We start from the raw sequence: 26,073 nt of genomic DNA, 5'->3' as shown, positions 1-26,073 counted from the left end.
CTGACTTGTAATCAGTAGGTCCCGAGTTCGACTCTTGGTGCCGGCACCATTATCTACCCGCTGCGGAGCGGTAGTTCAGTTGGTTAGAATACCTGCCTGTCACGCAGGGGGTCGCGGGTTCGAGTCCCGTCCGTTCCGCCATTTACACTCTAGCCTGCCAATACCTTTTGATGCTTAAATCAAAAAGAGCACCGAAGCGCCCTTTTCCTTTTTATCACGCAGAACGCGATTTATTCTACAGTATCACTACAACAGAACATCTATTAACTCATTTGAGTTAACAGCACTTACAAGTTCGATTCCAAGGTAATCTGATAACGGCTTATCCAGATCGCCAAGATACTCCATAAGCTCGATATGAGGATCGACTTCACTTGCAGTCATACCTGCAGCTAGTCCCATCGTACTGTCAGACAGATTCCCTTGAGAATAATAATTCACCGCAGACACCATATTTGAATATGAATAGCTGCCATTACTCAGAACAATTTGCTCAATTCTGTTAGCCGGATTTTTCCAGTCCGATACAATTACCGTCAAATCTTCGTTAAAAACAACTAAGTCTTGACCGGAGTTAAATGTTGCGGAAGCCAGTTCATTGAAATGGACTGGCAGATACACCCGATCATAACTGCCTGATGAGTCGTGAATATAAAAGAAGCCTGCATCATCTAGCACGTAATAATCATTACCATCTCCGCCCAATAAAGCAGCAGAAAAGCTCAGACCATATGAAGTTACCGCCAACCGATCATCTCCGCCTAGCGCCTGTATAACTTCGGTCTCGTGAATAGAAGAAAGACTTAAACTAATATTATCCTTTCCAGAAGTTCCCTCATGATCAAACACCAAACCCAAAGCACCACCTGGAAGATATAATTCCCCATACAGGTCTGGTTCTGGTTCTGGTTCTGGTTCTGGTTCTGGTTCTGGCTCTGGCTCTGGCTCTGGCTCTGGAGCGGGATTATCTGCCGCCCAATCGGCATAAGAGCTAATTAATGCGCCAAAATCACTATCTCGACTCTCATGAGATACATTCAATAGAATATTTTTAATGGCATTGGCCTGTGCTGAGCCGCGATATTGCGTAATACCCAAAGCCACATTTTCAGTAAAGTCTTCAGCGAAGCCAATCTTATTCATAATGGTTATGGCATCATTATTTCTAGCCCCCATTAGAATAGAAAGGGCGATATCCTGGAGATTCATGATTCCGTCATCTAAGAACGCACTCCAAGCATTAAGGCCCTCTTCTTCTGCTGGACGGTTGAAACATTGCAGGTAGATTTCGTTAACCAGATCACGGTTCGATAAATGGCCATAACGCTCATTAAACTCGTCAGAGCTACCAAATGCATCAATAACGGCAGCCAAGTCGCCGCCACTTTTACCTAACGCATCAGCCCAAACTGAAAGGCCACCTGGATCGGCAGGTCGACCATAGAAAGCAACATAAGCTGCTTGTATCACTGTTTCATTAGATCGCTCAGCGATTAGGTCAGAAATTGATGCTGTAACATATTCAGACGTGACCGTTTCCAGCATTCCATTTCCATCTGTATAACTTACTTGAACACTTATCTCCTGATGAGCCTGCTCCGCATTAGGAGTAAAAGCAGCATTGGTCTCCCCCTCAATTGCAACACCATTAAGTAACCACTGATAGGAAAACTCACCTAGACCATCAGCATCAGTTAAACTGTTATCAATTTCTAGCTGCTGACCAACTGAAACAAGCCCAGAGATTTTGATAATGCCTTCGGGTGAAGTATTACTAAGCTCCTGCTGTGCTTTAGTGATATCACTAAAATCATCTGCATTTCCAAGTGCAAGATTAGTTTCTACAGCCTGCATCAGTTCTGTTGCCCCCAGCACACCAGCAAAAGCATCTGCTAAGTAGGTTTCGTCTGATAGGTCGAGTGGTAAACCGCTAACAACAGAATTAGTGAGGGTTGAAACAACTTCCTCAAAGCTACTCCCTGCCTCAGTAGCAAGGATACCCAGAGTTGCAATCTGAGTCGCTTTAGAATGAACAGTAACGGAGGTATCAGTATCCTCAGAAAGGGGATCATAATGGGAGAGATCGACATCATGCTGAATACCCAAAGCAGTTTGAACCTGCTCTTCAGCATCACTGATTGAAACACCTTGATCGCTAGCAAAACTATCTATCAAGGTGGTTATCGGTGTGACTACCGACGATCCTTCTGGAGCAGTGAGTACTAAACTATTTGGGATCCCTGTATCTACGTTAGTCCCGCCTACAGCTATGATTGAGCCTTTCAGGGTAGTTTCTAACTCGAAATTACCATTCGCATCTGTATCAACACCTGTATCTTCTTCTGGATCAGCAATGCCATTATCATTAGCATCAATATAGATAGAAGCACCTGCCACATAACCGTCAATTACAGCTCCAGAAACGGCAGTAATAACAGGCGTTGTAGCTGATGAAGTTTCTGATTCAACAGTGCCTTGAGCGTCCATATAGGAAGCAACAACAGTGATAGTAGATCCTACTTGATCTACTGTTAGTAAGAATTCATCTCCTATGGCTCCATCTATCTCTATTCCATCAGCTTGCCATTGATAACTTATTTCCCCTAACCCATCTAAATCCTGAAGCGTATTAGAGGCTTTTAAAGTCTGCCCCTTATAGGGATCTCCAGTGATAGTGACAGAACCTGTTGGGATATCATTCACATTAGTAATGACGCTTGTCGGCACCGCAGAAACGATTTCATCTGTTCCGCTATTATCTGTATAAGCTGCTACAGCACCAATAACGCTCCCAACATACTCTTGAGTCAACAATAGTTGCTCATCCACAGCATCGTCTATTGCAACACCATTTACCAACCATTGATAACTCATATCCCCGAGGCCATCAGCATCAGAAATCGAATTAACGAGAGTTAATTCAGCGCCTTGAATGGCGGAGCCTAAAATAACTAACTCCCCCTGAGGTTGTGAATTTGGTTTGGGTAGCGGAGGACCTATATTCACAAAAGAGGCAAAACCCATCTCCTCAATATCAGAATATGTCAGGGATATACTATTTTCTGCATTGTCAAAGAGAACTAACTGACCCAATCTAATTTCGCTAGAATCCACACCACTTGGAAAGAAAAAAGTGTGGTTGTCACCATAAATTATTGACTCATATACATCACCGCTGTCGTCGTAGAGTGCTACACGGGCCCTACTAATACCGGATGATTCATCGGAATAATCCAGACGCACTTCAACTTCAAGCCTTCCAGTGGCTGAATTCATTAATGGGTTTATTTCTAAGCTTTCAAGAACGGGAGGGTGAACATCTGAGTTAGGGTTTACCAGCTCGAAGCTATAGTCGTAGCCAAGTTCTTCGAGATCAGCTGTCTTATAACTTACGGAGTTACTGGCATTATCATACAGCCTGATAGTGTTTACTGTATAAATACCTGAGGCCGAATAAAGTGATAATAATTCGGAGCTATCCGCGCTTCCGCTATCGTCGAAATATAGCCTCTGCTGGATTGGTGTTCCTGATGGATTGAAAAGCTCTACTATTGCTGAATGTTGTAATCCACTCAAACCAACATCTTCAGCTTGCAGGTGATAATCTATCTTGTATTGATTAGATTCTGCATCGAAATAAAAGCCATTAGATATAAATTGATTTAATACTGGAGGTTCTTCATCAGAATTGGGATTAGTAAAATCAAAGGAAGCTTGTAACTTGTTGGCTGATAATATTTGCGTCCAAAATTCAAGTTCAGAACCAGAATTATCAAGAGCTTTAATCGTCCTTATTTCATAAATCCCTGCTGAAGTATATGCAGATAGTGTACCTTTATACTCATACTTCAATGGCTCATCTGATGAGCGATATAAAGTCACCCATTTCTGGTCATTACCCACCAACCAGTATAATAACTCAATACTATTTGCTTCAGATAAGCTTGCAGTGGTTTCAATCTCGAAAGATATATCTGTGTGTCCGGCAGGGTTAACAGACATATCAAAAGTAATGTCAATAATTTCAAAATCGTCCATGACTGTCCTTATCTTTTATCCTTAAAAGTAATGCTAAGCAGCAACTGAAAGGTTACCAGATCATGCACATAAATTGGTAACTTTGTTATCACGATGAGAGCTGGCATTTTGTATCAGGTATAACCATCTTGCCGCTCTGACTTAAACCTATAATCTTTTTTTAGAGCATTTTGTAGAGAAGGATATAGCTTTATCTTGCGGTATTGGCGCACTCCCTAATCCATCCTTGAGACTTTTGATGTTACTCCCTGGGAGCTCTCTGACCCATTTTTCAGCTGTAAAAGACTGAATAACCAAAGGGTATTCACTGCCTAATGTCGTATTCAAAATTAAAATGGGCTGCCTGATAAGAGCTGTACCTCGGATATGTTGATGTTCGATTTGATAGAACATTTTATCTTCCATTAGCACAAGTTCTTTATCAGATGATCTTTCGTTAACCTTTACGTATTTCTTAAAACCTTGATCACAGCGATTTGCAACGATAAATAATGAGTTATCATCCCTGATGCTTTTCAAAACAAATGAGCTTTTAGGTTTTTCACACCAAACTAAATTATTGATAGCTGCACAATCCTTTCCCTGATCATCAGTAATACAACTTTCATTTCGTTCTGTTGAGAAACTATCCGTATTAACAAATCTTGCAAACTGAGGAGTCAAACCCGGAGCACTCCCCCATGCTTCTTCGTTATATTTAAGACTGTCTACTGGAGCGGCTTCACACTCGAGATTTAATCTTTTATCTCCAGCAAACAGGGGCTGGGATAACAATACCGTAAGTATGATAGATGTTTTTTTCATTAATCCTTTTCCATCTCTGCAAAATTGCTATCAAACCTCAATAATCTTTCAGGTCCACTTGGATGCGTTCCTAAAAAGACAGAGTAAACACCCCCTCCCCCGATTCTTGTCATTCGAATTAAACACTCCCTCGCTCTATCTATATCGTACCCAGCCTCTTTCAACACCAGCATTGAAATATAATCAGCTTCGATCTCCTGGGATTTAGAGAATGCCGCTCTTCCAATACCTGCCCCAAGATCAGGGCTTCCCACCGAAGCTCCTAAGACGGCCCCTATAGCAGTAGTAATCATGCTTTCAGTAATATGAGAAGCTAAATGGTGCCCAATTTCATGGGCTATAACAAAAGCCAACTCATCTTCGTAATAGATATTTTCGACAACGCCCAAAAATATTTTGATCTCTTTGTCACCAGTCGCATAGGCATTAAAGGCGCGGCTATTTGCCAATCCAATATCCCAACTACATGTCTCAGAACTACCCTTAATTTCCTTACATATGGTGATGGCAGCTGGCAGAATGCGCTTCACAGTCTTTTTATACAGTTGCTTATTTTCATCAAAATACCTCTTAGGAGGCTTTCTCACGTTGTACGAATTAATTTCCCGTGCAGCCTCAAGCACCTGCCGATTGCTAACCGCTTGTTCACCTTTTTTGGTTTTAACCGGTTTAATCGAGGGTGTTACACACCCCGATAAGATGGCACTCAAAACCAATAAAAAAATTAATTTATCCATGTTATTGCTAGTCAAAAAGGAAGGGGCTTATGCCCCTCACTTTTATGCTTCCATTACCTTAAGCTGGATAATAATGCTTTTTCAAACGAACCAAGGGACTGGCACTGCTTTGTCGTATATTTACACCCTTGATAACAAAATTCAGAAACTTGATTGAAGGAAATGTTGATACTTGCTGTTGAAAAACCCTCATCCTCCACAACAGTAACATTTCCACTTACTTTTCCTCCGACAGGAACCCACAAGAATGGTACAGCTGAACCTGAATCGCAGTATGAGCTCAAAAGATTTTGGGCGACATTTTGATTGTTTATGACTAACAAACCACTATCTTTTTCGATAGTCGAAATACCTAACTGATTGGTACTCATAAATCGAACCAATTTGCCCCAAACTTCATCCTTTGATGCTTGAAACGTTTCAGATGTATCAAAAGTAGCGACCTGCTTTGGCTTATTGGCCGTACAGCCAACAGTCAAAAGTGAAGATATTGCAACCACTACTAGAGGCCTAAACATACTTGTGTTCATAAAGATTCCTTCTTAACTCAGAAAATTCCGCTTTTCACTCAACACGACAGAAAATGGGTTAGATCGTTGCCGATGAAAACGCCAGAGAGATAAATTACTTTTGTATGGAATAACCACTGAAAACATTCCTTGTTTGGGTCTTGAAAAAGGCTTCCTGCCCCTGCCTGATAAGACATATGCGAATTGAATTACCTTGTAGATAAAAACCTACAAAAAGTAACCTTTTTCAGATTATCACAATAGAAAAGAATCAAAAATACTACTGAAGTTCCCCTCTTTTATAGACTCTCGCACCATATAAAATTCTTTCTGACTTTCTTGATGTACTTGAACCTAATTCTGACCAAGATGCTTAGGGAACCTACGAATAAGTCCCGTAGCACTCAAGGCCTGCCGCACCCAACTTTGTTGTTGCAACCTATGCTAAGGACTATGGCCATTAGCTGCAGATTGCGCCTGGAATTTGCGCACGGCAGGCTCTTGCATAAACCGCAGGGACTTATTCGCAGGTTCCTTAGCTTCATATAGAGCATTATCCGCCCTATTAATAGCATTGATTAGCTGTCTGGGTTCAAGCACCCTGCGCTTGGTAAATATATGTTCTCTTTCTTTATAGCCACTAAATCTCTTCATCGTCTGCGCTACCTGCTTCATGTTGTTTAATGACCGTAAAGATTTCATCCCCCCCTTGCCGAATCAGCCCCATTAGAACAATTAGTTACCCGAATAATCGATCAACGTATAAAGCTCCTCATAACTATCACAGCCGTTGTGGGTGAGAGGTAAAGCGTTTATAAAGGTGAGAAACAGCTATGCGGTTGACTTTAAGATGGCGAATATCTTTCTAAACAAAGGTTATGTTATCGGCTTGAAACAGCCCGTAATGGAAATCAACGTACGGTTTGTTTCTACAATAACAATAGACTTCGTTACGTTAGACCACATTTTGAAAAGCAAATTTGGCATAGCTGAAGAATTTGGTACTGATATTGACGAACAACCCTACCTTGCACTGATCAAGCGCCTCTTATATCTAGCCAGCTCAATGCAACAATACGCCGGACTACCAGTTTTTGAGCCAGGCAAAATCATCGAGCACAACGTTCAATCATCCGAAAATAGAACAAAGGTTATTATTGCTCACTGCCTAATTCCTCATTTGCCTTATGTGGACTCTGAAATTCGATCTAACTTCTACAAAGCGGCAGGACAGATAGTTCAGGAGATAATTTTTAACTCTGGGGAGAGGTTGGCTGCTTTGCTAGATAAAATAGAAAAGCAGCTCGTTCTTCATATCAAACAATCTTTTTGTATTCCTGATTCCACGGTCCCTTTGTTGCATAGCGCCCACAAAAACAATATTCCGTTTGAACACCTCACCGGGAGGAGCGTATTTCAGCTGGGCTGGGGTAAGCAGGCGCATTTAATTATGAGCTCATCTGTAGATACAGACTCGTCGATGGGCTGCAAACTAGCTTGCAATAAATTCCAGACATCAATAGTACTTCGTTCGGCAAAACTACCAACACCGAGGAACTGCCTGATCCTAAATGAAAAGGATTTGCTTAAAAAAGCGACTCAACTAGGCTTTCCGCTGGTGATAAAACCTGCAGACCGGGAGCGAAGCGAAGGCGTAACCACCAATATCAATGACCACGATACTTTGAAACGCGCTTATTCCGAAGCTCTCTCGCTTTCCAATCAGATTATGGTTGAAGAACATCTGGAGGGTTATGTTCATCGAATTGCATTGATCAATGATGAACTTCTTTACGTAAGTAAACGGATGCCAAAGTCGATTCAAGGTGATGGCAAGCATACAGTCAAAGAGCTCATCAAAGTAGCCAATGAGAATGAAGCGGAAAAAGCCCCTTGGATGAGGCTAAAACCATTCCCAATGGATTCTCAGGCTGTGCAGTGTATACAGAACGCTGGACACGACTTAAACAGCATTCCTAAAGCAGCTGAATATGTACCTTTACGCTGTTTTTCCAGTCTCGCTGAAGGCGGTGTGGTTGACATTTGTACTAGTACAATTCATCCCGAGAATATCCTACTCGCCCAAAGGGTTCGAAGGTTATTTAGGTTAAGCTCAGTTGGTATTGATTTATTAATTAAGGACATCTCCAAGCCTTGGTACGAAGTTAACGGAAAAATAAACGAAATAAACTATTCACCGCATCTCGGGAACGCAGCACGCCCTCAAGCAGATGAGTATCACGAAAGGTATTTGCGATCATTGGGTTTGCTAAGTAGCAAATTACCAATTTATCTCTATATTGGAGATGATAAAGCTTGGCTTGAAGCGAAACATTTCCATAAAAAAGTAATACCAAAAACCAAAGCTTTCTTGACTAATCATCAACAGACAATTGATTTCAAAGGTGAAAAATACCACTGTACCGGGGAAAACCTCTTTGAGTTTTGCCAAGCTCTACTTAGCAATACGGAGATGGAAATACTGATTGTTGTTGTGCAAACGGATGACTTCCTAGACACCGGATTTGCTTTTAAAGATGTAAAACAACTCAATTTGGTCAACGACAGTATTGAGTTGAGACATAGCAGACCTAGCGATAGAACAAAGGTAGTTAGGTTATTGACAGACAATTTTTGTAGTGATAGAAAAAATTAACTTCGGGTATTTCATCTGAAGTAATGGCAATGGCTACCCCACGGTGAGGTATATATGAGCAAGGACATTAAGCTAGACCCATCTAAGCTGTATGGTTTCAATTTGACTAAGGAAAAAGAAGCGATCAGAGTTTCTTCAGCTGCTTCTGCAAAGATTGGAGTGCCTAAAAAGGTCTCTAAACCAGCAACAAAGTAACCCGTTTACTAGTCTAGGTAGTATTTGTTAAAGCAATCTTTTGGTTGCTTTTTTATTGTCTGAAAACATCCAATCGCAATACATGCAGCGTAGATCATCAGCTTCGGTAATGATGATGCACATAGCGAAAAGTCAGTCGTAATTTCAGAGTGATGTAGATGAGGTTGGCGCAGGTTGATTAAGCACTCCAAGAATACCCATACCAGTTTTTTTAAGGTTGCATTACATATCAAGAAAGCAGGTCATGATTGAACTCTGATGAACTATAATTTTTTACCCTCTCCTACTCGCGCTAATACTCTCGACCTCACAATGAGAGCGGGTCTGGCTGATAGTCTCAAGTATATACAAGCAAAGCTAAATACTGAGGTTCCAGAGGGTATAAGCTCTTTGGATTGTTTGATCGATCAACTAGCACAAGGCCAGAAATATTCAGCCTTAACCTTTGCTCTATATACACACCTGGTGTTTGCTTTGTCAGGTAATTCCGATGAAAACTACACTGATATCATTGAGTTATTGAGTCAGCAAAAACCTATAAATGCGCAAACCCCAGAAGTTGTAACCCTTGATAACGATACCTTTAATAAACAAGGCTTTCGTTTAGCAGGAATTATGAACTTAGAAGAGGAAACTGAATTTTTAATTCAATCTCCTTCTGAGCAAGTCATTACAGAGTTTGAAAAAAATCTAAAGATCGCCTTTGACGTTATGGATAAAACCATACCGGATCTATCCTCTGAAATTCGCAATCTAATTTCTCAAATAATACTAGTTGAACCTATTTCCGGATCTAAGTTTGAGTTCGCAGGCGGTTCCTCATATATGATGTGGGGGGGGCTTTTTTTACATGCGAACTATGCGAAAACAGTTAGCGAATTAATAGAGGTGCTTGCCCATGAATCTGCACATATGCTGCTGTTTGGGTATGCATCCAAAGGCAGGTTAACCCTCAATGATGAACACTCACGGTATAGCTCAGCCCTTAGAACTGACCCAAGACCAATGGAAGGAATTTTTCACGCGACTTTTGTGACCGCTAGAATGTTTTGGTCTATGCAAATGATAGCTGAATGCGAATACCTGGATGCAGAAAATAGAAACTATGCGAAAGAAGCGTTAGAAAGAAACATTAACGACTTTGTTAGCGGTTACCAAATGATTGAAAAAGAAGGAGAATTATCCGAAATAGGAACCGTTGTAATGAAAAATTGTTTTGAGTTTATGGAACCTCATATCCACATAAAATACTGACTTTCCTACCCCGTTTTTCCTCTCACAACATACAACAGAGCAAAGGCCGCTAGACTTTGAATCTATTGGTCGCAGGTTCGAGTCTCATCCGCCATTCAAGATTAACGCGACAAACATCGATCTTACATGCAGGTAAAAGTCATATAGTGGCAGCACTTCCTAAGCTCGATGTTCAGCACTCATTACACCTAGGTGCTCTGGTAAAGAAATTTACCGAACTTGCTGCCGAGCAAGGTGAGTTCGGATATAATTCCGGGCGCTAAAAACTGAGGGTTCTGAGTTCAGCTATTGGTGTCGGCACCGTTATCCGCAGCAAAGCGGTAGTGCAATTGGCCAGATACATTCATCGGTAATGTGGAACTTTCATAATCATTTGTACCGTCACTTAATCATGAGTATGTAGCCACATGGCTTTAAAACGACTTATCTTGTTACTTACCCTGACATCCCTTTTATCCGGTTGCTTCCTGACAAAGGTTGTTACTGTACCTATGCGAGTAGGTGGTGCTGTTATCTCAGCCGTGCCTGTTGTGGGAAGCCCAATAGATGAAGGGATTGACGCCATTGCTGATGGTATAGATGAGATACCGCTCTAACCTACCACTCTAACCTACCGTTCGAACCTACTAGACAGTAACGATTCAGCTTGTTTCGAGGCATAGCTGGATTAGGAAGTAATTGAAGTAATTAATGCCAACCAGATCAGCAATCAAAGACCACTTAAAACAGCCGGTTAGTTTTAGTGTATTTCTTTCCTTTGTGGTGCTTCTGATTTCAACCACTGTTTCAGCTAACCCCACCTACCAATTACCAGGGCAACCAGTAAACAAAGCTCAAAGGGAGGTGGGTTCTTATTGGGTACAGCTTTACGCAATCAGCCAAGCTCCGAACAAGAAACCTACCGGGGTTTTATCTTCATTTGAGCAAGACAAAATCATTGTTCACAAAGGTGATAAAGGCTTCTATCGGATTTTGCTTGGCCCCTATACAACCTATATACAGGGACAGGTAGCTCAGTCTAAAGCTCAGCAGCGTGGGATAACTGGCGCATTTATAAGATTCACCAAGGGACAGCACACAGCCTCGAAGAAACCAACCTCATTCTGGCTGCAGGTTTACACTTTACGTAATGAACCAAACCTATCGAAGCTAAAACGCCAATTCTTTTTAAAGCAAGTCAAGGTGGTCAAACTCAAGTCGGAATTACATCAAGTTTTTGTAGGTCCATTCGAATCTCGACAACAAGCAATGCTGTTTAAACATTCACATATTGGGATTGCAGACGCTTTTTTAAGGAAGAAGGAAATTACAACAGCTCCGACGGTTAACACCACTTCTCGTCATTCATTTGTGTATGGCAGTAACGCTAATGACGACTTTGATAATCAGTTCTTAGCAAGTTACACAGCAGTGCCTCCATTAGTTGTGAATCACTCTGTAACCCATCCGTTGGCTATAAACGAACAGCTCCCCCAAACTCTGGACCAAGTACACTTTAACAATCAACATATTGAGTTGTCTGAACGAGGTTTCAAGCAAGGCATCCGCAAGGTAACGGAATATGGTCCTCATAAAGAATACAAGCTGGATTGGGATGGTTTAAAGGGCGGGGCTTTGAAACGGCGTTCTACCCTATCTACCACTTACCACCTTAATCTCACGGATGCTCAGCTTTACTGGAACGATAGTTGGTCTTTGGGTGGAAACATCATCTATGATCACCGTCGCTATGCCAATAAAAGACAATTTGGCGTGGGGCTTTTAGCTCAAAGTAAGGATGTTGACCTGTATGCATACAGCTATAAAGGCCTGAGCGATTGGCAACCTTCTTCCTGGAAGGAAGAGCATAACACCAAAGTGAATGGCGTAGATTTAGGCATTAAGGGGCGGCTTCCTGAGATCCCTGATTTGGAATTAGGTATAAAAACTTACAAGCTGTTTGGGCTCAGCACACAAGATGATGTTGGATACGCTTTCAGCGCACAGTATAACCCCTCCCCGGCTGTCTTTTTCAGGTTAGAGCATGACAGCTTGGAATCTGATGAAGTTGTCTCTCAAGCCGAAATAGAGTTTTTATACCGCTTCGGAGTACCGTTTAAAGAGCAATTTTAAGCAGCTCCCACATTGGTCGAGATAATTGGCCCCTTCCTTATTCTGGCCATAAGCTATCTAAGCTCTAAAAGTTGGGTTAACCCCCTACTGAAGAACCTTCTAAGCCAGGGGTATTTGCTGTTGATGGACATACCTAAGCAGCGTGTAGACCCCAAAAATGGATTGCCCCTTTCCTTCACCTATTTCATAGGTCTGGTTTCTAGTACTATCAACCTTCTATTAATTACGACTTTAACCTATGGATTCCTTTTACTCAGAAAGCACTTATGCTTTTGATGAAGAAACCAGACTGTTTAGCATCAAACCCGACATCACATCTCAAAGAAGCTCTGATGTTCATCTAGTATGCTTCCATGGTTTAGGCGTACCATCAATCAGTAATGCTGATTCAATGCGTCCTGCCTTAAGGATCTTCAACTACCGTGGGGAGTTAAAAAAAGCATCCTCAACAGCAGGTATCATAGGCAGATCTTTTCCAAGCTTTAGAATATCTGCTGAAGCACCTTCTTTTCCCGGTTATCACAACAAGGCAATGCTCGACATAGCCCAAAAACAAAACCTAGACCCAATTAGTTTTCATGATTTGCCGGATATAGAATCTATCGTCGACCTCTACTGGACCTATTTCCATAAAATTAATTTGGAAGTAAAAAAACCAATTATTTTATTAGGGCGCAGTTACTTAGGGGCGCTAGGTATTTTTCTTGCTGATGCAATAAATGAAAAAGCAAAAAAACTAAACCAGAAGCCGCTCATATCTGGTGTGGTATCTATGAGTTCGTCATACCCAGGTGTGAAAGATCTTGTCGAGAAAAACACCAAAGCAATGTACAGCGCTTATCCACAACTGGACTATGAAGCAACAGAGTGGGCCTCAGATCTATATAAATCTTTTTCTTTGCCAGAAAGAAGTCATTTACCTACGATCATAATGTGTTCGCGCGATGATCAGGTTGTTCTCCCTGAAGACCAAAATTTATATGATCAGTTTGCGCGAAGAAACCATACAAATACGAGATTTCTTACAGTGGAAGGTGATACTCATGACCTTTTCTCTAATGTATCGAGTCACGGTTTTCAAAAAAGAGCCCGCCATCTTGCCTATCTAGCAATCTATAGGTTTGCAAAAGGTATTGTGGAAGGTGACGCTATGAGATACATGGAGAAACCTCCGGTGCAATCATTCTCTTATCAGGATGAGCTCAGTAATACCGACACCTGGTACGCCCCAATGTCCATGAAATAAGCCCTGACACACTAGAGCTGCATTTCTACACAACTCTTTGTACTATCTACATCTCTAGTCAAAGAGGAAGACAAATTAAACAACATGAAAGAACTCATAAAAGTTGAATCCCATGGAGTTTCCGGGGTTGGGCGCGCTGTTTATGCTGCCAAAGATATTTCAAAAAATGAAACCGTTATTCGCAGCCGTCAACTAAAGATACTGCCCCACAGAGATAAATTCTCGTTAGAGCTGAAGGGTAAGCATATCCTCATTGATCAGCCCGGCGTCCTTGTAAATCATTCCTGCCAGCCCAACTGCTATCTAGTAGCAAACCAATATAATGCTTACGATTTTATAGCGCTTAAAGAAATCAGTGCCGGGGAAGAGATAACTTTCGATTATGAAACTATCGAATCCCAAGTTGTTGGCTTCAATCAGTGCCACTGCGGCTCAGACCTATGCAGAGGCGCAATGAACTCGCAAATACCAAACCTCATCGAGGCATAATTGAATAACTGTAACAGGGAAAGATGTGTGAAATTGGATAGCCAATGACACACTATACCGCCGCAGAATACCCCAAGTACTGTTAATACAAGACAAGCGAATCTCATATAGGAAAAGGTTAATGAGTTTTTCATCAGTTCGAACACTCATGGGGGCATCAATCTTCTGCCCGACCCCTTCTATTTTGGCAATATTTGACCTATCCACACCAGCAATCAGATCGTTCAGCCATCTTGACCACTTAATTGAAGAGGCAGCCAAGCTCCAACTCAAGAAGATTGGTATTACTTTGAGTGATTTTTCTGGGGTTGACGAGAAAGCGGTACTCCCTTCATCGATAGAACTATGTTGTCAGATTGCTGTGGCAGTTTTCAAAAAATTAGATCTCTACACCGAACATCCCGTAATTACCTGGGATGAAAAAAGAGAACTAGTTTTCATTGCTTTCCCCGAAATTAACCGCATTTTAAGCAAAAGCATCATAGTAAATGCGATTAACTACGTTGTAGATTTATATACTCAGCAGAAGCATAAGAATTCAATTACTCCCTCGGAATATGCTGAAGCTCTCAACAACTTCATTTCCCAACCCTCTCAGTATTGCAAGACACGTGTTACAAATGACATCCAACGGAGTTTGCGACAAGGAAGCAAACCTTGGATAGCTCTGGATTTTACAGCCCAAACCCGTAATGCTTACCAAATCGGTTTTGGCAAACAGAACAAATACCTATTTAGCACCTTTCTATTTGATTCTTCTGGCTTAGGTGTTTCTGTTGCTTCAAGTAAAGCTAAAACCCAACAATATTTATCGCAACTTGGCTTTAACACACCTGAACAAAGCTTAATTGCAAATAAAACCCACGCGCTAAAACTAGCGAATCACTTAGGCTTTCCTGTTGTAATTAAAGCGGACCTAGGTGCCGGTGGCACACTTGTATATTCCGACCTGCAAAGTGAGGAAGAGCTATCTGACGCACTATCGGCATTGGAAACGAAGCATAACGGACAAAATATTATTGAAAAATTTGTCCCGGGAAACGTCTATAGAATTGAAGTTGTTAACGGCGATTTTTTTGATTGCTATGAAATGATTCCCGCTGCAGTGATTGGAGATGGGGTACATCCCATTACAAAACTGGTTGATATTGAAAATGACAAACCCGCCAGGAAATCAAAATCTGATATTTCTGGAATGTTAATCCCCCTGAAGTTGGGCCCTTCTGAACAGAAGATGCTTACTAAACAGGACCTCACTGTTAACTCAATCCCCGAAAAAGGCCAACTCGTCAAATTATCAGCTAACTCCAATTGGTCTACGGGAGGCTCTTTTAAAAACGTAACGAGCGACATCCACACAGAGAATAAGAGGCTTGTAGAAAGAATTTCGACAACCCTTAAGGTGGAGATTTTAGGCATTGATGTCATCACCAACGATATCTCAAAGCCGTTTCATGAGGAGGAACTTGTGGTTATCGAAGTGAACCATGCTCCTGAAATTCATAGTTATTTCGATACCGAGAAGAATGAATTCATCGATATAAGTAAACGTATCGTCGAAAAAATAGCACCTAATGTAAGATTCGGTGATGTGCCCATTATCACTTTGAAAACGAGTGATATATCACAACAAGCAGCAAAGTTATTAGTGAGCATTCTGAATAAAGAAGGTAATTGTTGCGGCCATATCAACTCCCAAGGCATGTTTATTAATGGGCAGATGTGGGCCAATTCAAAGCAGATCGACCACCAAAACCCTAACTTACAATTATTAAGAAATAATACTGTAGGGAGCGCCGTAGTTGAGCAGTCACCGGAACAACTCGCTGACTACGGTGTAGGTTCTGGAGCTTGTGATATCGCAATAATTAGCGATTGCAACAACACCTTAATCACTACACCTGTTTGGAAAAACGGAGTTTCAACCAGCACCATTGACCAGTGTTTGATAGATGCAGCCCGCTCAGCAACAATCATTCTAGTGAACAATAATTCAGCTTTAGAACTGTGCTTAAAAAATGAACCAGATAAAGTTTTCGCGATTATTGATGAAACTGAGTTTGGCGATAAATTGATAAAACAGAAAGAACTGAACTACATCAAGGTTCTCAGCTCCCCGCAACATAACTCGGTAAAGCTACGAGTACAGTTTGAACAGACTCAAACCGAATTAACTTTAAGTTTAACTCACACGACTCAATATATTCCGAGCCTGATCACTCTAGCCACGTTATTGAGTAAAGGGATCGGCCTTGAAAAAGCGGTGAATCTAGTTGCAGAAAATGGGTAAATTAGGCTACCAAACTCAGAACTTATTCGAAGATTCCCTAATTTATAACCCATAGCCTTGTAAACTATACCTTGTAACCCACAGCAACTAGGCTCAACTGAATAGAGAGTTCCTGATAGTATCTTCGAGTTCTGTAGGTGTAAAAACAAACCGGGCATTACCTGAGCAAAGCGTAAGTTCACCTAAAAACGGTTTATCATTCTGGGCCGTTATTAAATCAACACGCAGCAAGTCAAAATCTTTACCGATTTCTGCTGCAAGAGCTAGATAATGCTCAATATTTTCAGGTACAGCAGGAGGCGCCATTTTCGACTTAGCGCCATTTATACCATAGGAACAATATCCAGGAATCAGGTTATGGTTGGCATCAAAATAATTAACCAACCACTTGGAATTTCCTACCTTCTTCTTGAGATATTGCACGGTATAGTACAAGACAGGTTTACCTTGTCTTACGTAGATTTTAACTTCGCTGCTAGTGCTCAGGTAATCAGTAAGATCCTCTTCGATAAATATTCGCTGAGGACCTAAGCCGTACCACCATTCACCCCAATTAACGCCATAGCGAGACTCCATCCAACCCTGAGCAGTTGTATTTAATGCAGATCGCTCATCCTTACTTGGTGGCCACTCTATCTTCCGCAGTGACGCATTCCCTAAGTCTAGTTTCAACCAGTAGGTTCCTGGCGGTATCTCCTCATCTTCGGGTAAACAAGGCTGTGTAGACTGCCAGAATCTCTTGGGAACTTTTATATCGTCCTTGATTGACTGTGGAATATAATATTGGGCATCTAATTTGCTCGCGGGGTTTGGTGCAATGGGGATTTCACCAAAAAACTTCATTTTAAAAAAATAGTCGGCAGTAGTCGGTAGGTTGATCAGATCAGGCAACCTTTTATGGGCGGTAAAAAAAGTACCAAGAGCATTAGATAAAGCGGGCATGAACATAGATGTCGGATAAAAATCGATACCACGACATTTACCCTGCCCTTGCGGTTTATATAAAAGGTCTGGCTTAGCCTCCAACAGCGTTGTTAAAAAATCTATCGTTGCACTCGGGCTAACTTTAAAATCCTTGCCTGCCACTTTCTTATTCCTTTTTGCCTAAAAATTTACATTCAACTCAAAATTCATCCAACGCAACACATATTAACTAGCATTCTCAAAATCAGTTAAGAACTGGATCAACGCCTCAACATCCTCTACGGTTACTGGATTGTATAGGCTAACCCGAAGCCCACCTTTTGAACGATGGCCTTTTATACCAATCATTCCGTTTGCATCCGCACGATTTAGGAGTTTATCTGTTAAGCCTTCATCGGAGAGATTAAATACAACATTCATCATTGACCTATCCTCTTTGACAACAGGGCAGTCAAATAAGCTTGATTGATCAATAAAAGCATAAAGCTTTTCAGCCTTTTCCTGATTTATTTTCTCCATATTTTCAACACCTCCAATTTCATCTCTCAACCAGTCGAGCATGCACTCAACAACATAAATAGAGAATACTGGTGGTGTATGGTAATTAGACGCAGCCTCTATATGGCTAGCGTAACTTAGAAAACTTGGTGTAACTGGCAGCAGCTGCTCTCTTGCTTTCTCGGGAATGATTACTGCTGTGACACCAGAGGTACCAATAGTTTTTTGGGCATGAGCATAAATTAATCCAAAATCATTCGCCTGAATAGAACGACTCAGAATATCTGAACTCATATCAGCAACAAGAGGAACATCTGTCTCAGGAAACTGGAACCACTGCGTACCCATTACAGTATTATTGGAACACAAATGAAGATACTTAGCGTTCTCTCTAATACTCAGGTGTTTTGGTATTCCTGTTTCAGAAACGCCTGCTATATGTACATCCCGCTCTAACTCTAACGCAGCTCCTATAGCTTTTTTTGACCAATACCCCGTATCAACATAATCAACGCTATCGCCTTTTTCTGAGAGGTTCATTGCCAGCATAATAAACTGCATACTGCCTCCTCCCTGCAAAAACAGAACTTCATCTCCTGCAGCCAGGCCTAATAGCTCTTTGAATTTCTGCTGTGTTCTTTCAATCAGATCAACAATAGGTTTTGCCCGATGGCTGATCTCAACCACAGACATACCGGTACTTCTGTAGTTATGTAGCTCTTTGCCAATACGCGCTAAAACAGAGGTTGGTAACTTACCTGGTCCAGCATAAAAATTATGTACGGGGTATTCGGAGGTTTGCATGAATATTTTATATCCAGTTGTCTAGAGCTTCGATATTGGCTTAAGGCTGTCATTCTACGTCAAGCAGCTTATATGAAGACAGTCATCATTTAAGGTAACCTCAATGTCTCATCCACAAACCCATTTCCCCAGTTCGTTCCTAAAGAACTCACTCACAAAAAAATAGTTACACCCGGCCTTACCACTAACATGATCTGCAAAGCAGGCCTGGATAACACTGAATTATTAGTAAAGATTTGGTGGGGCTAGGTAGTCATTGAACGTTACCAATCGAACCAAACAGTTTTTCAATCGCATACAACTAAAACTAATAGTTAGCTATCGAAACTTATGGTTTTCGAGTTCATAATGGCTTCAATCCCTTGTTATATATTAAGTTAATCTCGTTTAGCATTAGGCCTTAGAAAAAGAAACCCAACAAATGCATATGCAACCTGACAAAGTAGAACTGAGCAAAGTCCGAATAGACTCTTCCCCATTGTTTGGTGGTACAGATTTTGTTGGCAGATTTGAAGCAGAAAACGAGACTGAAAATCTTTCACATCTCCTCCCCCAACAATCAACGCTGACTGATCCAGCAGATCCTCTGCTGCTACGTGCCGTCATCGAACACGTAGAAAACATGCTAGCTTAGGAGCATATAGCCCTGGAGAGTAAAGATAAGGCCAAACTGATAACCGGCCTTTACCGCCACGCTGCTAAAACCGGCCAGATCGATCCGGACACCGCCGCGGTACTGATGGAAACAATTGCCCTATAAGTTTTATAGCTAAGGAGAGCTGAAATGAGATTTAAAAGATTCCAGCAGTTTATAAGCCAGCCACCCAAATTCTATGCATCGTTTTATTTTTCACTGGTGCTGATGTATACCGGCATTTATCTGTTGGTTCCCGGCCTCATAGAAATTGATAAAGGGAATACCTTCGAGTACATCGTAAAAAGCTTCTACTTCAGCGTTATTACCATCACCACGCTGGGTTATGGGGATGTAAGCCCTGAGAATTGGGTTGGGCAGTTAGCTACAGCGTCTGAGGCTCTGTTGGGAATCGTGATGATTGGTTTGTTTTTGAATGCACTATCACACCAACACTCCTCAACGATTAATGATATTGAAAAATCTAGAGAAGCCTCTGTACTTTTGCAAAAAGATTTGGACTATGTCTCACATTTACAGCTGATATTTGGATTAAAGGTTTTTTATTTTCAACGCACCATATACAGCCTAGTGCCTAGCGCATCTATACCACTAAGCGACTTCCACATTGATACCCCTGAGGGAGGGGTACCTATTACAGTGGAACACTTAGAGGGATTGGAAGATAAAGAAGGAAGTTTCCATCTAGATCAATATTTAACTAGGCGGGCCGACTGTTCCAATTTCATTCAAAGCATAATCATCAGCAAACACCTTGAAAGGTGGCCTGAATTCAAAGAGAAATGCGTCAACTTCATAGAAGCAGTTGAAGTGCACTATTTTACCCCGGAACAAATACAACTCATCCCTAAGGCATATAGAGGTTTTATCGCAGGTAATAACAACGCTTACGAAGCAATCTTACTTGAGGAATTATTATCTGATTTAAAGCTGGAATTTCAAATTTTAAGCGAACTAGATCAAGAGCTGAAAGACATTTCTTCTTCGGATTTTTTAGGGAACATCAAGAGAAAGTCTGCATCGCCTTCTCCCACCTCAACTCCTCAACCCTCAACTGAAACGCCCGCTTAGCTCTCTCTGCTGCGGGTAGATCAGCCTTATACAGCACTACCCGCTTTTTCAGCAACTCAACTGCCTGTTCCTGATGTGAGATTTTCTTAAAACTTACGTCTGTAAAATCGTTCATACACTTACCTATGCGGCTACAGTTTCCAGTAGGGGCAGTAGGTTACATCATAACTTCAAACAGAAAAGGTCATCCATTCTGACCTTTTCACACTTAAAAGATATACGTTCTGACAAAGGCAGACCCGCCCCACACAAAAGCCTACCATAACGGCGTGAGACACCTCATTATCAAAGCCGCACGGAAAGCCGAAAAACTAAGCATCATGGAATGGCCGCTGTACATGCATAAATCTGAGTCCACAGTGAAAAGCTGGGAAAGAGAAGATGGCTCAGAACCTAACACATGCATGACCATGCCCGTGTCTGTAAGCGCCTAAACATACCACCAGACGTATAAATGTTTTGCGGTGAAAAACACCAGACAATAAAACCACATCACCTGCAGGTCATCAGCCTGCTTGATCAGCTCAGTTCAAAGCAACGTAAGATTTTGCTAGAACTTATGGAAGAGATAGTTGGCTAAGTTTAGGCAGAATAGAAAAAGGGCTCTAAGGCCCTTTTTTAATAGTGGTACCGGCACATTGCAATAATCAGCTCCGTATTGGTTACGGTATACACCAGCCGGTGTTCCCGATCGATCCTGCGCGACCAAAAACCCGAAAGGTCTCCGCGCAATGCTTCCGGTTTTCCCAAGCCTTCAAAAGGGGTGCGCTGAGCACTCTCTATCAGCTTGTTGATGCGTTTTAGCATCTGCTTGTCAGTTTTCTGCCAGTAGAGGTAATCCTCCCAGGCAGATTGATCAAATTTGATCGAAAGTTTCTTAGCCTTCGTCATCCTGTATCAGGTCTCTTTCTTGAGCCTGACCAGCCTTAATTCTTGCAACCGAATCGGTTAAGCGCTTCGCATTTGCAGGATTATTTAGCAGATAGAGAGTTTCAATCATGCTGTCATAATCCGCTTTTGAGAGAACCACAACATCCTCTCCTTTCTGCCGTGTTACCACCGCAGCCTCATGCGAATCACATACCGAATCCATCACCGCTTTTAGGCTGGCTCTGGCATCGCTATATGAAATGACATTCATGCCGTATTAATCCGTTTTCGAGTTCTTAGTTTCGAGTTCTTAGTTTCACATCACTTGCCAAGATTATATTGTACAAAAACCTGTACAGTCAATAATTTCATCAAATCTCTCTAAACACGGTGGCCCAAACCAATCCACCGCCGTTACGTACAACACCCTCAGCGGGAAATTACTCACACCTTTGTTAGTAGGTTCCAATTATTAAACGGTTTGCATAGCGAAAATAGGGAAAAGTTGACAGGGAAAAGCCGCAAAATGTATGGTGTTTTACCGCGCAAAAACTAAACACGGATGCAGTAAACGGAATTAACTATGTTCAGGATAGAAACACTATTCACCACCGCGCTTTTTCTAATTGCCTGCGGCAATGAAGTCACCCCCACTTACAGCAAATACTTATCAGCAGAAGAAAAAACATACGCTGAGAAAGGCTGGTCTGCTTGTCGTTATTTGTGCCCGGCGTAAACAACATGGAAATCGTTGAAATCACCATGTACGGGACAAAACCTAGGTGGTGTAAAACTGACTATAAATGCACTAAGTACGGTTGGCTTAAAGATATACAGATTGTAGCCAAGCAAGGTGATGAGAATCATCACTACATCATCGGCTAGGGCAATCGGCCTAGCGTGATTGCAAAAAAAAGCAATCAGTGCAGAGTTATGCGGCTGGGTTCCAACATTAAATGCGGACATATTTTTAGCTTATGAGTGGCAGGAAATATCCAATGAAGATAAAGATAAAAACCCCGAAAACTAAATTACAAACGAAAGAGTTCTGGTGCGATATATATAACAAAGCAAAGAACTCTGCAGTATTTTTTAAATCAAAAATAGTGTTGCTATTCTCACCCAAAAATGATGAAAAGAGGCTTGAAAGCTTTATTGGCTTCACTATGTTTGGAGCTTTTATTTTTGCAATTCTGGCTATTTCATTTTTCTTTTCTTACCCCTTTAAAAATGTAGATGAAGCTGATGAAAAAATATTGGCCCAAATGGGTACGATCGGAGATTTTTTCGGCGGAATGTTAAATCCAAGTTTTGCTCTCTTGGGGCTAATGGCACTTCTCACTACGCTTAGGCTTAATCAGAAAGAGTTGTCACAAGCAACCAAGCAGATGACGAAGTCAGCAGAGGCCGCAGAGAAACAAGTACAGCTGGTAGAAATACAAAGTTTACTGATTACGGCATCCCAGAATATTGAAAAAAGATTAGAAACTGAGATTGTTATAAACCAGACTCATGGAAGAAAGATTTATAAATCTCTTGAAGAAATAATACGGGGAGCTGGATCTGTAAATTCTCTCAACACATTAAGAGACCAAAATAATAATTCAGCTTTAGACCACTACTGTGATTTAGCAAATCACTTTAAAGGTCTAATACTTTTATGCAAGGATCTTGAGGCTTCAATTGGAACTGACACCACAAAAAAATACTATTCTTTTAGGTACAACAATACTCTTATCGACATTATGAATAATCCTATCGGTTATGATGAATTATTAAACCGACAAGCGTCTCTAATGGTTCTACTTTTAGATTTCCTTAATTTGTCCATAGATTTTAGAGATCGAGAAAGATTTAATTTTGATGAAAAACTAATTAAAGCTATAGAATTTTCCACCGCGCAAAATCCAGGCTAAAACGGACAACATTAGAAGGCCACCTTAACCCACGTTTTACACCTACATAACGCTTCCCCTGTGTGAACCTTTACACAGCGGGAGCGGATCACTTCACCATCAAAAGTCACATGCCCACATTTTGACACTTAATTTTTTTGGGTTTATCTTCAGTTTTTAGTGACAATTTCAGCGAGGTGTTCATAGTTTAGCTCCTCACTTTCCGAATTGTGCAAGCCTTCCGAGCTTGGTCACTTTATTTGCAGCAAAGGCGGATTCATTGTCAGCTTTCAATTCCCCCCTCGAGCTAAATTATCAATGTCACTGCCTCGCTCACTATACTCAGCTGAAACCTACGGCCCGCATCCACTTATTCCAGACATAAAAAAACCGCCTGAAGGCAGTTTCTTTTATATCTGATAGGACTAGGCGGATTATGCGCTGCATTGTCCCCCTTCGGGTCATCGCATTAGCATGCGCTGCTGTCTCGCTTCGCTCGGCTCGACTGCCTTCGGCAGTTCAGACAACTTATTCAAGACACAAAAAAACCGCCAAGAGGCGGTTTCTTTTATGTCTGGTAGGACTAGGCAGATTCGAACTGCCGACCTCTACCATGTCAAGGTAGCGCTCTAACCAACTGAGCTATAGTCCTATAGGTCTTCACTTGAGGAAGTGCGGTGTATTATACGGTTCGGTCTTATCTCTTCAATAGCTGAGAGTAAAAATCTCAGTTTCAGGTCCCTTAAATAGTCTTAGGCTAAAAAGACAGCTTCATTCAGCAATGCTTTTGACCATATGCTGAGTATTAAGAACAGATACCTTTCCTCGACCGGTTTTAATCCAGCCTGCTGCTGACATTTCCCCGAGAATTCTCGCAACAACTTCCCGGGTGGTACCTAATCGCCCAGCTATTTCCTGCTGCGTCATCTTTACCTGATTTTCATCATTGGCTTGAGTTAGCAGTAAGTTGATAAGCCTCTGACTCAGGGTCCAACCCTGCAGCTGTTCAACTTCAATCATCAACTTAAATACTGCAGAAGACAGCGCAGCGATTGTCATATCCTGAACAACAGGTTCTTTAGTGAATAACTGTTTAAAGGTCTGGCCTTTTATTACGTAAACTTCAGTATCTTCTTCCGCAACCACCCATGCAGGATAGAGTAATTTATTAAATAGGCAGTTGATCGAAAATACACAGGTTTCGCCAGAGTTAAGCAGGTAAAAGGTAGATTCATTGCCGTTCGGTGTATAGGTAAAGACACGCAGGCAACCCTTAGTCACCATATAAGCGCCAGAAACTTTATCGCCTTTATGAATTGGCACCTCATGCCGAGGTACCTGAATGACCTGAGTTGACCCTTTTAGCAGTTTTGAACCTTCTTCAGAGAGAGCTAAGTAATCATCTATTGACTGGTTAATCATTTAAAACCTTACTCTATAGCCGCCTGAACTAACCTTCTGCTGCTTAGAGCATGCAAGAAGGCTACGATATCTTCAACCTGTTGTTCGGTCAGATCTGGATTTTCAATCACTCCTAACCTATGTTCTACCCACTGAAACTCGCGGGTTTTGGATTTTCCCAGTTGAGCTTTGGCCATAATCCTTACCACTTCCTTGAGGTCATCCACTTGACCATTGTGCAACCACGGGCCTGTTAACGCCACATTGCGTAATGATGGCACGCGCCAAACTGTGTTTTTTTCTCCATCATTGCCAAAATTATATTCAGCCCCTAACTGATCAGGGTTAGCGGGGAATGCGCGTAACTCAAGACCATCACTAAACACACTCGCTGCACTAAAGTTTGGGCCGAAATGGCAATGCACACAGCCAACTTTTTCAAACAAAGCCATACCACTTAGCTGTTGAGATGTCAGAGCAGATACATCCCCCCTTACAAACTCATCATACGGAGAATCATTGGTAATCAATGTACGCTCATAACTGGCAATTGCTTTAACAATTTTATCAATGCTGATCTCTGTATCACCCTCAAAAGCTCTACTAAAGAGATCAGGATAGTGAGGCTGCTCCTGCACACGTTTTTCTATCTCAATTTCCGATTTCATTCCCATTTCAATTGGATTCAGTAAGGGCTGTATTGCTTGTTGCTCCAGGCTTCTCGCTCGGCCATCCCAAAACAGCCGCTTTTGAAAAGCGCTATTCCACACCGTGGGAGCGTTGCGATCCCCTTTCTTTCCCCAAATACCTGTCGATACCTCAGCACCATCACCACCAGCGTATTTTTCTAATTCATGACATGACGCACAGGAAAGTGATCTATCAGCGGAAAGGTTTTTATCAAAAAACAAAGCCTTACCAAGCTGTATTTTTTCTCGTGTAATTGGATTACCCACAGGACTGGGGGCTACTGCTGGTAGAGCTTCCCATAGATAATCATCAGAAGCATTAATCTGGGGACTAAGAACCTGATCGGGAGTTTCTCTGTCACGACTACCTATGTGTTCAGCTCTAAAGAAACCTTCAGGAGCACTCTGCAATAACACATAAACACTGAGTTTTATGACTACAAAAAGAACCACTAGGATGAGAAACGCCATCACCAGCCATTTTAGTTAATTCTTTTTTTGTAACACCGCATCTGCGTTCTTATGTTCCTGAAGGCTTTCCATTTCTCAAGCTCCCTTATCAGGCTGTAGCTGAGAAAAACAGGTCACCGGGCGTCACACTTTTAACTTCAGTGATGCTATCAAAAGGCAGACTTACGCGGTTATGCGCCCTTTCCACTGCATCTGAGCTCTCAGCCAGAGTTAGGCAAAATGCACGCCCTGCCTCTACACCAGTAAATATATTCAGAGGGACTACCCCCTCTTCATTACAAGCGTCTTTGTATTGCTCATAAAAACCTGAAAACTCATCCAGAGAAATGTCTTCTGGGAAGGTATTGTTTTCAACATTATGTGTATCTAAATAAAGCTTCATTTTTTGCATCTGTTCGACCTCACATTCATTTGAGATGTCAGATTACATTCACGTTTAGGAGCTATCTGTAACAAAAGATACAA

At 41.6% G+C, this 26,073-nt stretch carries 22 protein-coding genes and 2 tRNA genes; 12 read left to right on the top strand and 12 right to left on the bottom strand.

Annotation, left to right across the window (positions count from 1 at the left end; all coding sequences use genetic code 11):
* Nucleotides 1–64 precede the first annotated feature (64 nt).
* A tRNA-Asp gene (locus GY843_RS17630) sits at nucleotides 65–141 on the top strand.
* 105 nt (nucleotides 142–246) lie between these two features.
* On the opposite strand, the gene GY843_RS17625 is transcribed toward GY843_RS17630, so the two are convergent.
* From GY843_RS17625 to GY843_RS17610, 4 genes are all read right to left on the bottom strand, one after another.
* Nucleotides 247–4,038, bottom strand: coding sequence for a DUF4214 domain-containing protein (locus tag GY843_RS17625; protein WP_297311554.1), 3,792 nt, complete (start codon nucleotides 4,036–4,038; stop codon nucleotides 247–249).
* A 147-nt stretch (nucleotides 4,039–4,185) separates the two neighbouring features.
* Nucleotides 4,186–4,842, bottom strand: a complete 657-nt coding sequence (locus GY843_RS17620; protein ID WP_297311552.1) for a hypothetical protein — start codon at nucleotides 4,840–4,842, stop codon at nucleotides 4,186–4,188.
* A complete protein-coding gene (locus GY843_RS17615) occupies nucleotides 4,842–5,579 on the bottom strand; it encodes a M48 family metallopeptidase (RefSeq protein WP_297311550.1) in 738 nt (245 codons plus the stop codon). The genes GY843_RS17620 and GY843_RS17615 overlap by 1 nt, the downstream gene beginning before the upstream one ends.
* Before the next feature lie 53 nt (nucleotides 5,580–5,632).
* The gene (locus GY843_RS17610) at nucleotides 5,633–6,109 is read right to left on the bottom strand and encodes a hypothetical protein (RefSeq protein ID WP_297311549.1); all 477 of its coding nucleotides are present in this window, start codon (nucleotides 6,107–6,109) and stop codon (nucleotides 5,633–5,635) included.
* 775 nt (nucleotides 6,110–6,884) lie between these two features.
* Here GY843_RS17610 and GY843_RS17605 point away from each other — a divergent pair.
* From GY843_RS17605 to GY843_RS17575, 7 genes are all read left to right on the top strand, one after another.
* Entirely contained in the window at nucleotides 6,885–8,744 is a 1,860-nt protein-coding gene (locus GY843_RS17605; protein WP_297311548.1) for a hypothetical protein, read from the top strand.
* Between the two features lie 453 nt (nucleotides 8,745–9,197).
* Nucleotides 9,198–10,193, top strand: coding sequence for an HEXXH motif-containing putative peptide modification protein (locus GY843_RS17600; RefSeq protein ID WP_297311547.1), 996 nt, complete (start codon nucleotides 9,198–9,200; stop codon nucleotides 10,191–10,193).
* Nucleotides 10,194–10,600: 407 nt separating this feature from the next.
* Entirely contained in the window at nucleotides 10,601–10,789 is a 189-nt protein-coding gene (locus tag GY843_RS17595; RefSeq protein ID WP_297311546.1) for a DUF6726 family protein, read from the top strand.
* A gap of 94 nt (nucleotides 10,790–10,883) precedes the next feature.
* Nucleotides 10,884–12,305 (top strand): inverse autotransporter beta domain-containing protein, encoded by a 1,422-nt coding sequence (locus tag GY843_RS17590; protein WP_297311545.1) that lies wholly within the window; start codon nucleotides 10,884–10,886, stop codon nucleotides 12,303–12,305.
* Between the two features lie 238 nt (nucleotides 12,306–12,543).
* Nucleotides 12,544–13,551, top strand: coding sequence for a hypothetical protein (locus GY843_RS17585; RefSeq protein WP_297311543.1), 1,008 nt, complete (start codon nucleotides 12,544–12,546; stop codon nucleotides 13,549–13,551).
* 84 nt (nucleotides 13,552–13,635) lie between these two features.
* Complete coding sequence (locus GY843_RS17580; protein WP_297311542.1) at nucleotides 13,636–14,040, top strand: SET domain-containing protein; 405 nt, start codon at nucleotides 13,636–13,638, stop codon at nucleotides 14,038–14,040.
* A 121-nt stretch (nucleotides 14,041–14,161) separates the two neighbouring features.
* Nucleotides 14,162–16,330 carry a hypothetical protein gene (locus GY843_RS17575; protein ID WP_297311540.1) on the top strand — a complete coding sequence of 723 codons (2,169 nt, stop codon included), beginning with the start codon at nucleotides 14,162–14,164 and terminating at the stop codon, nucleotides 16,328–16,330.
* 93 nt (nucleotides 16,331–16,423) lie between these two features.
* Here GY843_RS17575 and GY843_RS17570 read toward each other — a convergent pair whose 3' ends face one another.
* Both GY843_RS17570 and serC read right to left on the bottom strand, forming a co-directional pair.
* Nucleotides 16,424–17,416, bottom strand: coding sequence for an ATP-grasp fold amidoligase family protein (locus GY843_RS17570; protein ID WP_297311539.1), 993 nt, complete (start codon nucleotides 17,414–17,416; stop codon nucleotides 16,424–16,426).
* A gap of 63 nt (nucleotides 17,417–17,479) precedes the next feature.
* Nucleotides 17,480–18,556, bottom strand: a complete 1,077-nt coding sequence (serC, locus tag GY843_RS17565) for a 3-phosphoserine/phosphohydroxythreonine transaminase (protein ID WP_297311537.1) — start codon at nucleotides 18,554–18,556, stop codon at nucleotides 17,480–17,482.
* Nucleotides 18,557–18,977: 421 nt separating this feature from the next.
* Between serC and GY843_RS17560 the strand changes: the two genes are divergently transcribed.
* The gene (locus GY843_RS17560) at nucleotides 18,978–19,190 is read left to right on the top strand and encodes a hypothetical protein (RefSeq protein WP_297311536.1); all 213 of its coding nucleotides are present in this window, start codon (nucleotides 18,978–18,980) and stop codon (nucleotides 19,188–19,190) included.
* Between the two features lie 150 nt (nucleotides 19,191–19,340).
* The gene (locus GY843_RS17555; protein WP_297311535.1) at nucleotides 19,341–20,282 is read left to right on the top strand and encodes a potassium channel family protein; all 942 of its coding nucleotides are present in this window, start codon (nucleotides 19,341–19,343) and stop codon (nucleotides 20,280–20,282) included.
* A 618-nt stretch (nucleotides 20,283–20,900) separates the two neighbouring features.
* Here GY843_RS17555 and GY843_RS17550 read toward each other — a convergent pair.
* Together GY843_RS17550 and GY843_RS17545 are read right to left on the bottom strand one after the other, a co-directional pair.
* Nucleotides 20,901–21,173: a Txe/YoeB family addiction module toxin gene (locus GY843_RS17550; RefSeq protein WP_297311534.1), complete on the bottom strand. Its 273-nt coding sequence runs from the start codon at nucleotides 21,171–21,173 to the stop codon at nucleotides 20,901–20,903.
* A complete protein-coding gene (locus tag GY843_RS17545; protein ID WP_297311533.1) occupies nucleotides 21,160–21,423 on the bottom strand; it encodes a type II toxin-antitoxin system Phd/YefM family antitoxin in 264 nt (87 codons plus the stop codon). The genes GY843_RS17550 and GY843_RS17545 overlap by 14 nt, the downstream gene beginning before the upstream one ends.
* Before the next feature lie 470 nt (nucleotides 21,424–21,893).
* Between GY843_RS17545 and GY843_RS17540 the strand changes: the two genes are divergently transcribed.
* Nucleotides 21,894–22,037, top strand: coding sequence for a hypothetical protein (locus GY843_RS17540; protein ID WP_297311532.1), 144 nt, complete (start codon nucleotides 21,894–21,896; stop codon nucleotides 22,035–22,037).
* A gap of 113 nt (nucleotides 22,038–22,150) precedes the next feature.
* Nucleotides 22,151–23,068 carry a hypothetical protein gene (locus GY843_RS17535; protein WP_297311531.1) on the top strand — a complete coding sequence of 306 codons (918 nt, stop codon included), beginning with the start codon at nucleotides 22,151–22,153 and terminating at the stop codon, nucleotides 23,066–23,068.
* 554 nt (nucleotides 23,069–23,622) lie between these two features.
* Here the strand turns inward: GY843_RS17535 and GY843_RS17530 are convergent.
* From GY843_RS17530 to GY843_RS17515, 4 genes are all read right to left on the bottom strand, one after another.
* Nucleotides 23,623–23,699, bottom strand: a tRNA-Val gene (locus GY843_RS17530).
* A 119-nt stretch (nucleotides 23,700–23,818) separates the two neighbouring features.
* Complete coding sequence (locus GY843_RS17525) at nucleotides 23,819–24,469, bottom strand: Crp/Fnr family transcriptional regulator (RefSeq protein ID WP_297311530.1); 651 nt, start codon at nucleotides 24,467–24,469, stop codon at nucleotides 23,819–23,821.
* Nucleotides 24,470–24,477: 8 nt separating this feature from the next.
* Nucleotides 24,478–25,608 carry a cytochrome c peroxidase gene (locus GY843_RS17520; protein WP_297311529.1) on the bottom strand — a complete coding sequence of 377 codons (1,131 nt, stop codon included), beginning with the start codon at nucleotides 25,606–25,608 and terminating at the stop codon, nucleotides 24,478–24,480.
* Nucleotides 25,609–25,696: 88 nt separating this feature from the next.
* Nucleotides 25,697–25,999 carry a nickel-binding protein gene (locus GY843_RS17515; protein ID WP_297311527.1) on the bottom strand — a complete coding sequence of 101 codons (303 nt, stop codon included), beginning with the start codon at nucleotides 25,997–25,999 and terminating at the stop codon, nucleotides 25,697–25,699.
* Nucleotides 26,000–26,073 lie beyond the last annotated feature (74 nt).

The organism is Neptuniibacter sp. (assembly GCF_024231755.1).
GTDB lineage: Bacteria > Pseudomonadota > Gammaproteobacteria > Pseudomonadales > Balneatricaceae > Neptuniibacter.
This window is presented reverse-complemented; position numbering and strand designations above follow the sequence as displayed.

Excerpts from the sequence above, each read along its gene's own strand:
- GY843_RS17580 (WP_297311542.1), top strand. The coding sequence starts at position 13,636 with ATGAAAGAACTCATAAAAGTTGAATCCCATGGAGTTTCCGGGGTTGGG.
- GY843_RS17615 (WP_297311550.1), bottom strand. The coding sequence starts at position 5,579 with ATGGATAAATTAATTTTTTTATTGGTTTTGAGTGCCATCTTATCGGGG.
- GY843_RS17545 (WP_297311533.1), bottom strand. The coding sequence starts at position 21,423 with ATGAATGTCATTTCATATAGCGATGCCAGAGCCAGCCTAAAAGCGGTG.
- GY843_RS17625 (WP_297311554.1), bottom strand. The coding sequence starts at position 4,038 with ATGGACGATTTTGAAATTATTGACATTACTTTTGATATGTCTGTTAAC.
- GY843_RS17560 (WP_297311536.1), top strand. The coding sequence starts at position 18,978 with ATGCATATGCAACCTGACAAAGTAGAACTGAGCAAAGTCCGAATAGAC.
- GY843_RS17520 (WP_297311529.1), bottom strand. The coding sequence starts at position 25,608 with ATGGCGTTTCTCATCCTAGTGGTTCTTTTTGTAGTCATAAAACTCAGT.
- GY843_RS17575 (WP_297311540.1), top strand. The coding sequence starts at position 14,162 with ATGAGTTTTTCATCAGTTCGAACACTCATGGGGGCATCAATCTTCTGC.
- GY843_RS17590 (WP_297311545.1), top strand. The coding sequence starts at position 10,884 with ATGCCAACCAGATCAGCAATCAAAGACCACTTAAAACAGCCGGTTAGT.
- GY843_RS17585 (WP_297311543.1), top strand. The coding sequence starts at position 12,544 with ATGGATTCCTTTTACTCAGAAAGCACTTATGCTTTTGATGAAGAAACC.
- serC (WP_297311537.1), bottom strand. The coding sequence starts at position 18,556 with ATGCAAACCTCCGAATACCCCGTACATAATTTTTATGCTGGACCAGGT.
- GY843_RS17600 (WP_297311547.1), top strand. The coding sequence starts at position 9,198 with ATGAACTATAATTTTTTACCCTCTCCTACTCGCGCTAATACTCTCGAC.
- GY843_RS17555 (WP_297311535.1), top strand. The coding sequence starts at position 19,341 with ATGAGATTTAAAAGATTCCAGCAGTTTATAAGCCAGCCACCCAAATTC.
- GY843_RS17535 (WP_297311531.1), top strand. The coding sequence starts at position 22,151 with ATGAAGATAAAGATAAAAACCCCGAAAACTAAATTACAAACGAAAGAG.
- GY843_RS17550 (WP_297311534.1), bottom strand. The coding sequence starts at position 21,173 with ATGACGAAGGCTAAGAAACTTTCGATCAAATTTGATCAATCTGCCTGG.
- GY843_RS17525 (WP_297311530.1), bottom strand. The coding sequence starts at position 24,469 with ATGATTAACCAGTCAATAGATGATTACTTAGCTCTCTCTGAAGAAGGT.
- GY843_RS17620 (WP_297311552.1), bottom strand. The coding sequence starts at position 4,842 with ATGAAAAAAACATCTATCATACTTACGGTATTGTTATCCCAGCCCCTG.
- GY843_RS17610 (WP_297311549.1), bottom strand. The coding sequence starts at position 6,109 with ATGAACACAAGTATGTTTAGGCCTCTAGTAGTGGTTGCAATATCTTCA.
- GY843_RS17595 (WP_297311546.1), top strand. The coding sequence starts at position 10,601 with ATGGCTTTAAAACGACTTATCTTGTTACTTACCCTGACATCCCTTTTA.
- GY843_RS17540 (WP_297311532.1), top strand. The coding sequence starts at position 21,894 with ATGGAAATCGTTGAAATCACCATGTACGGGACAAAACCTAGGTGGTGT.
- GY843_RS17515 (WP_297311527.1), bottom strand. The coding sequence starts at position 25,999 with ATGCAAAAAATGAAGCTTTATTTAGATACACATAATGTTGAAAACAAT.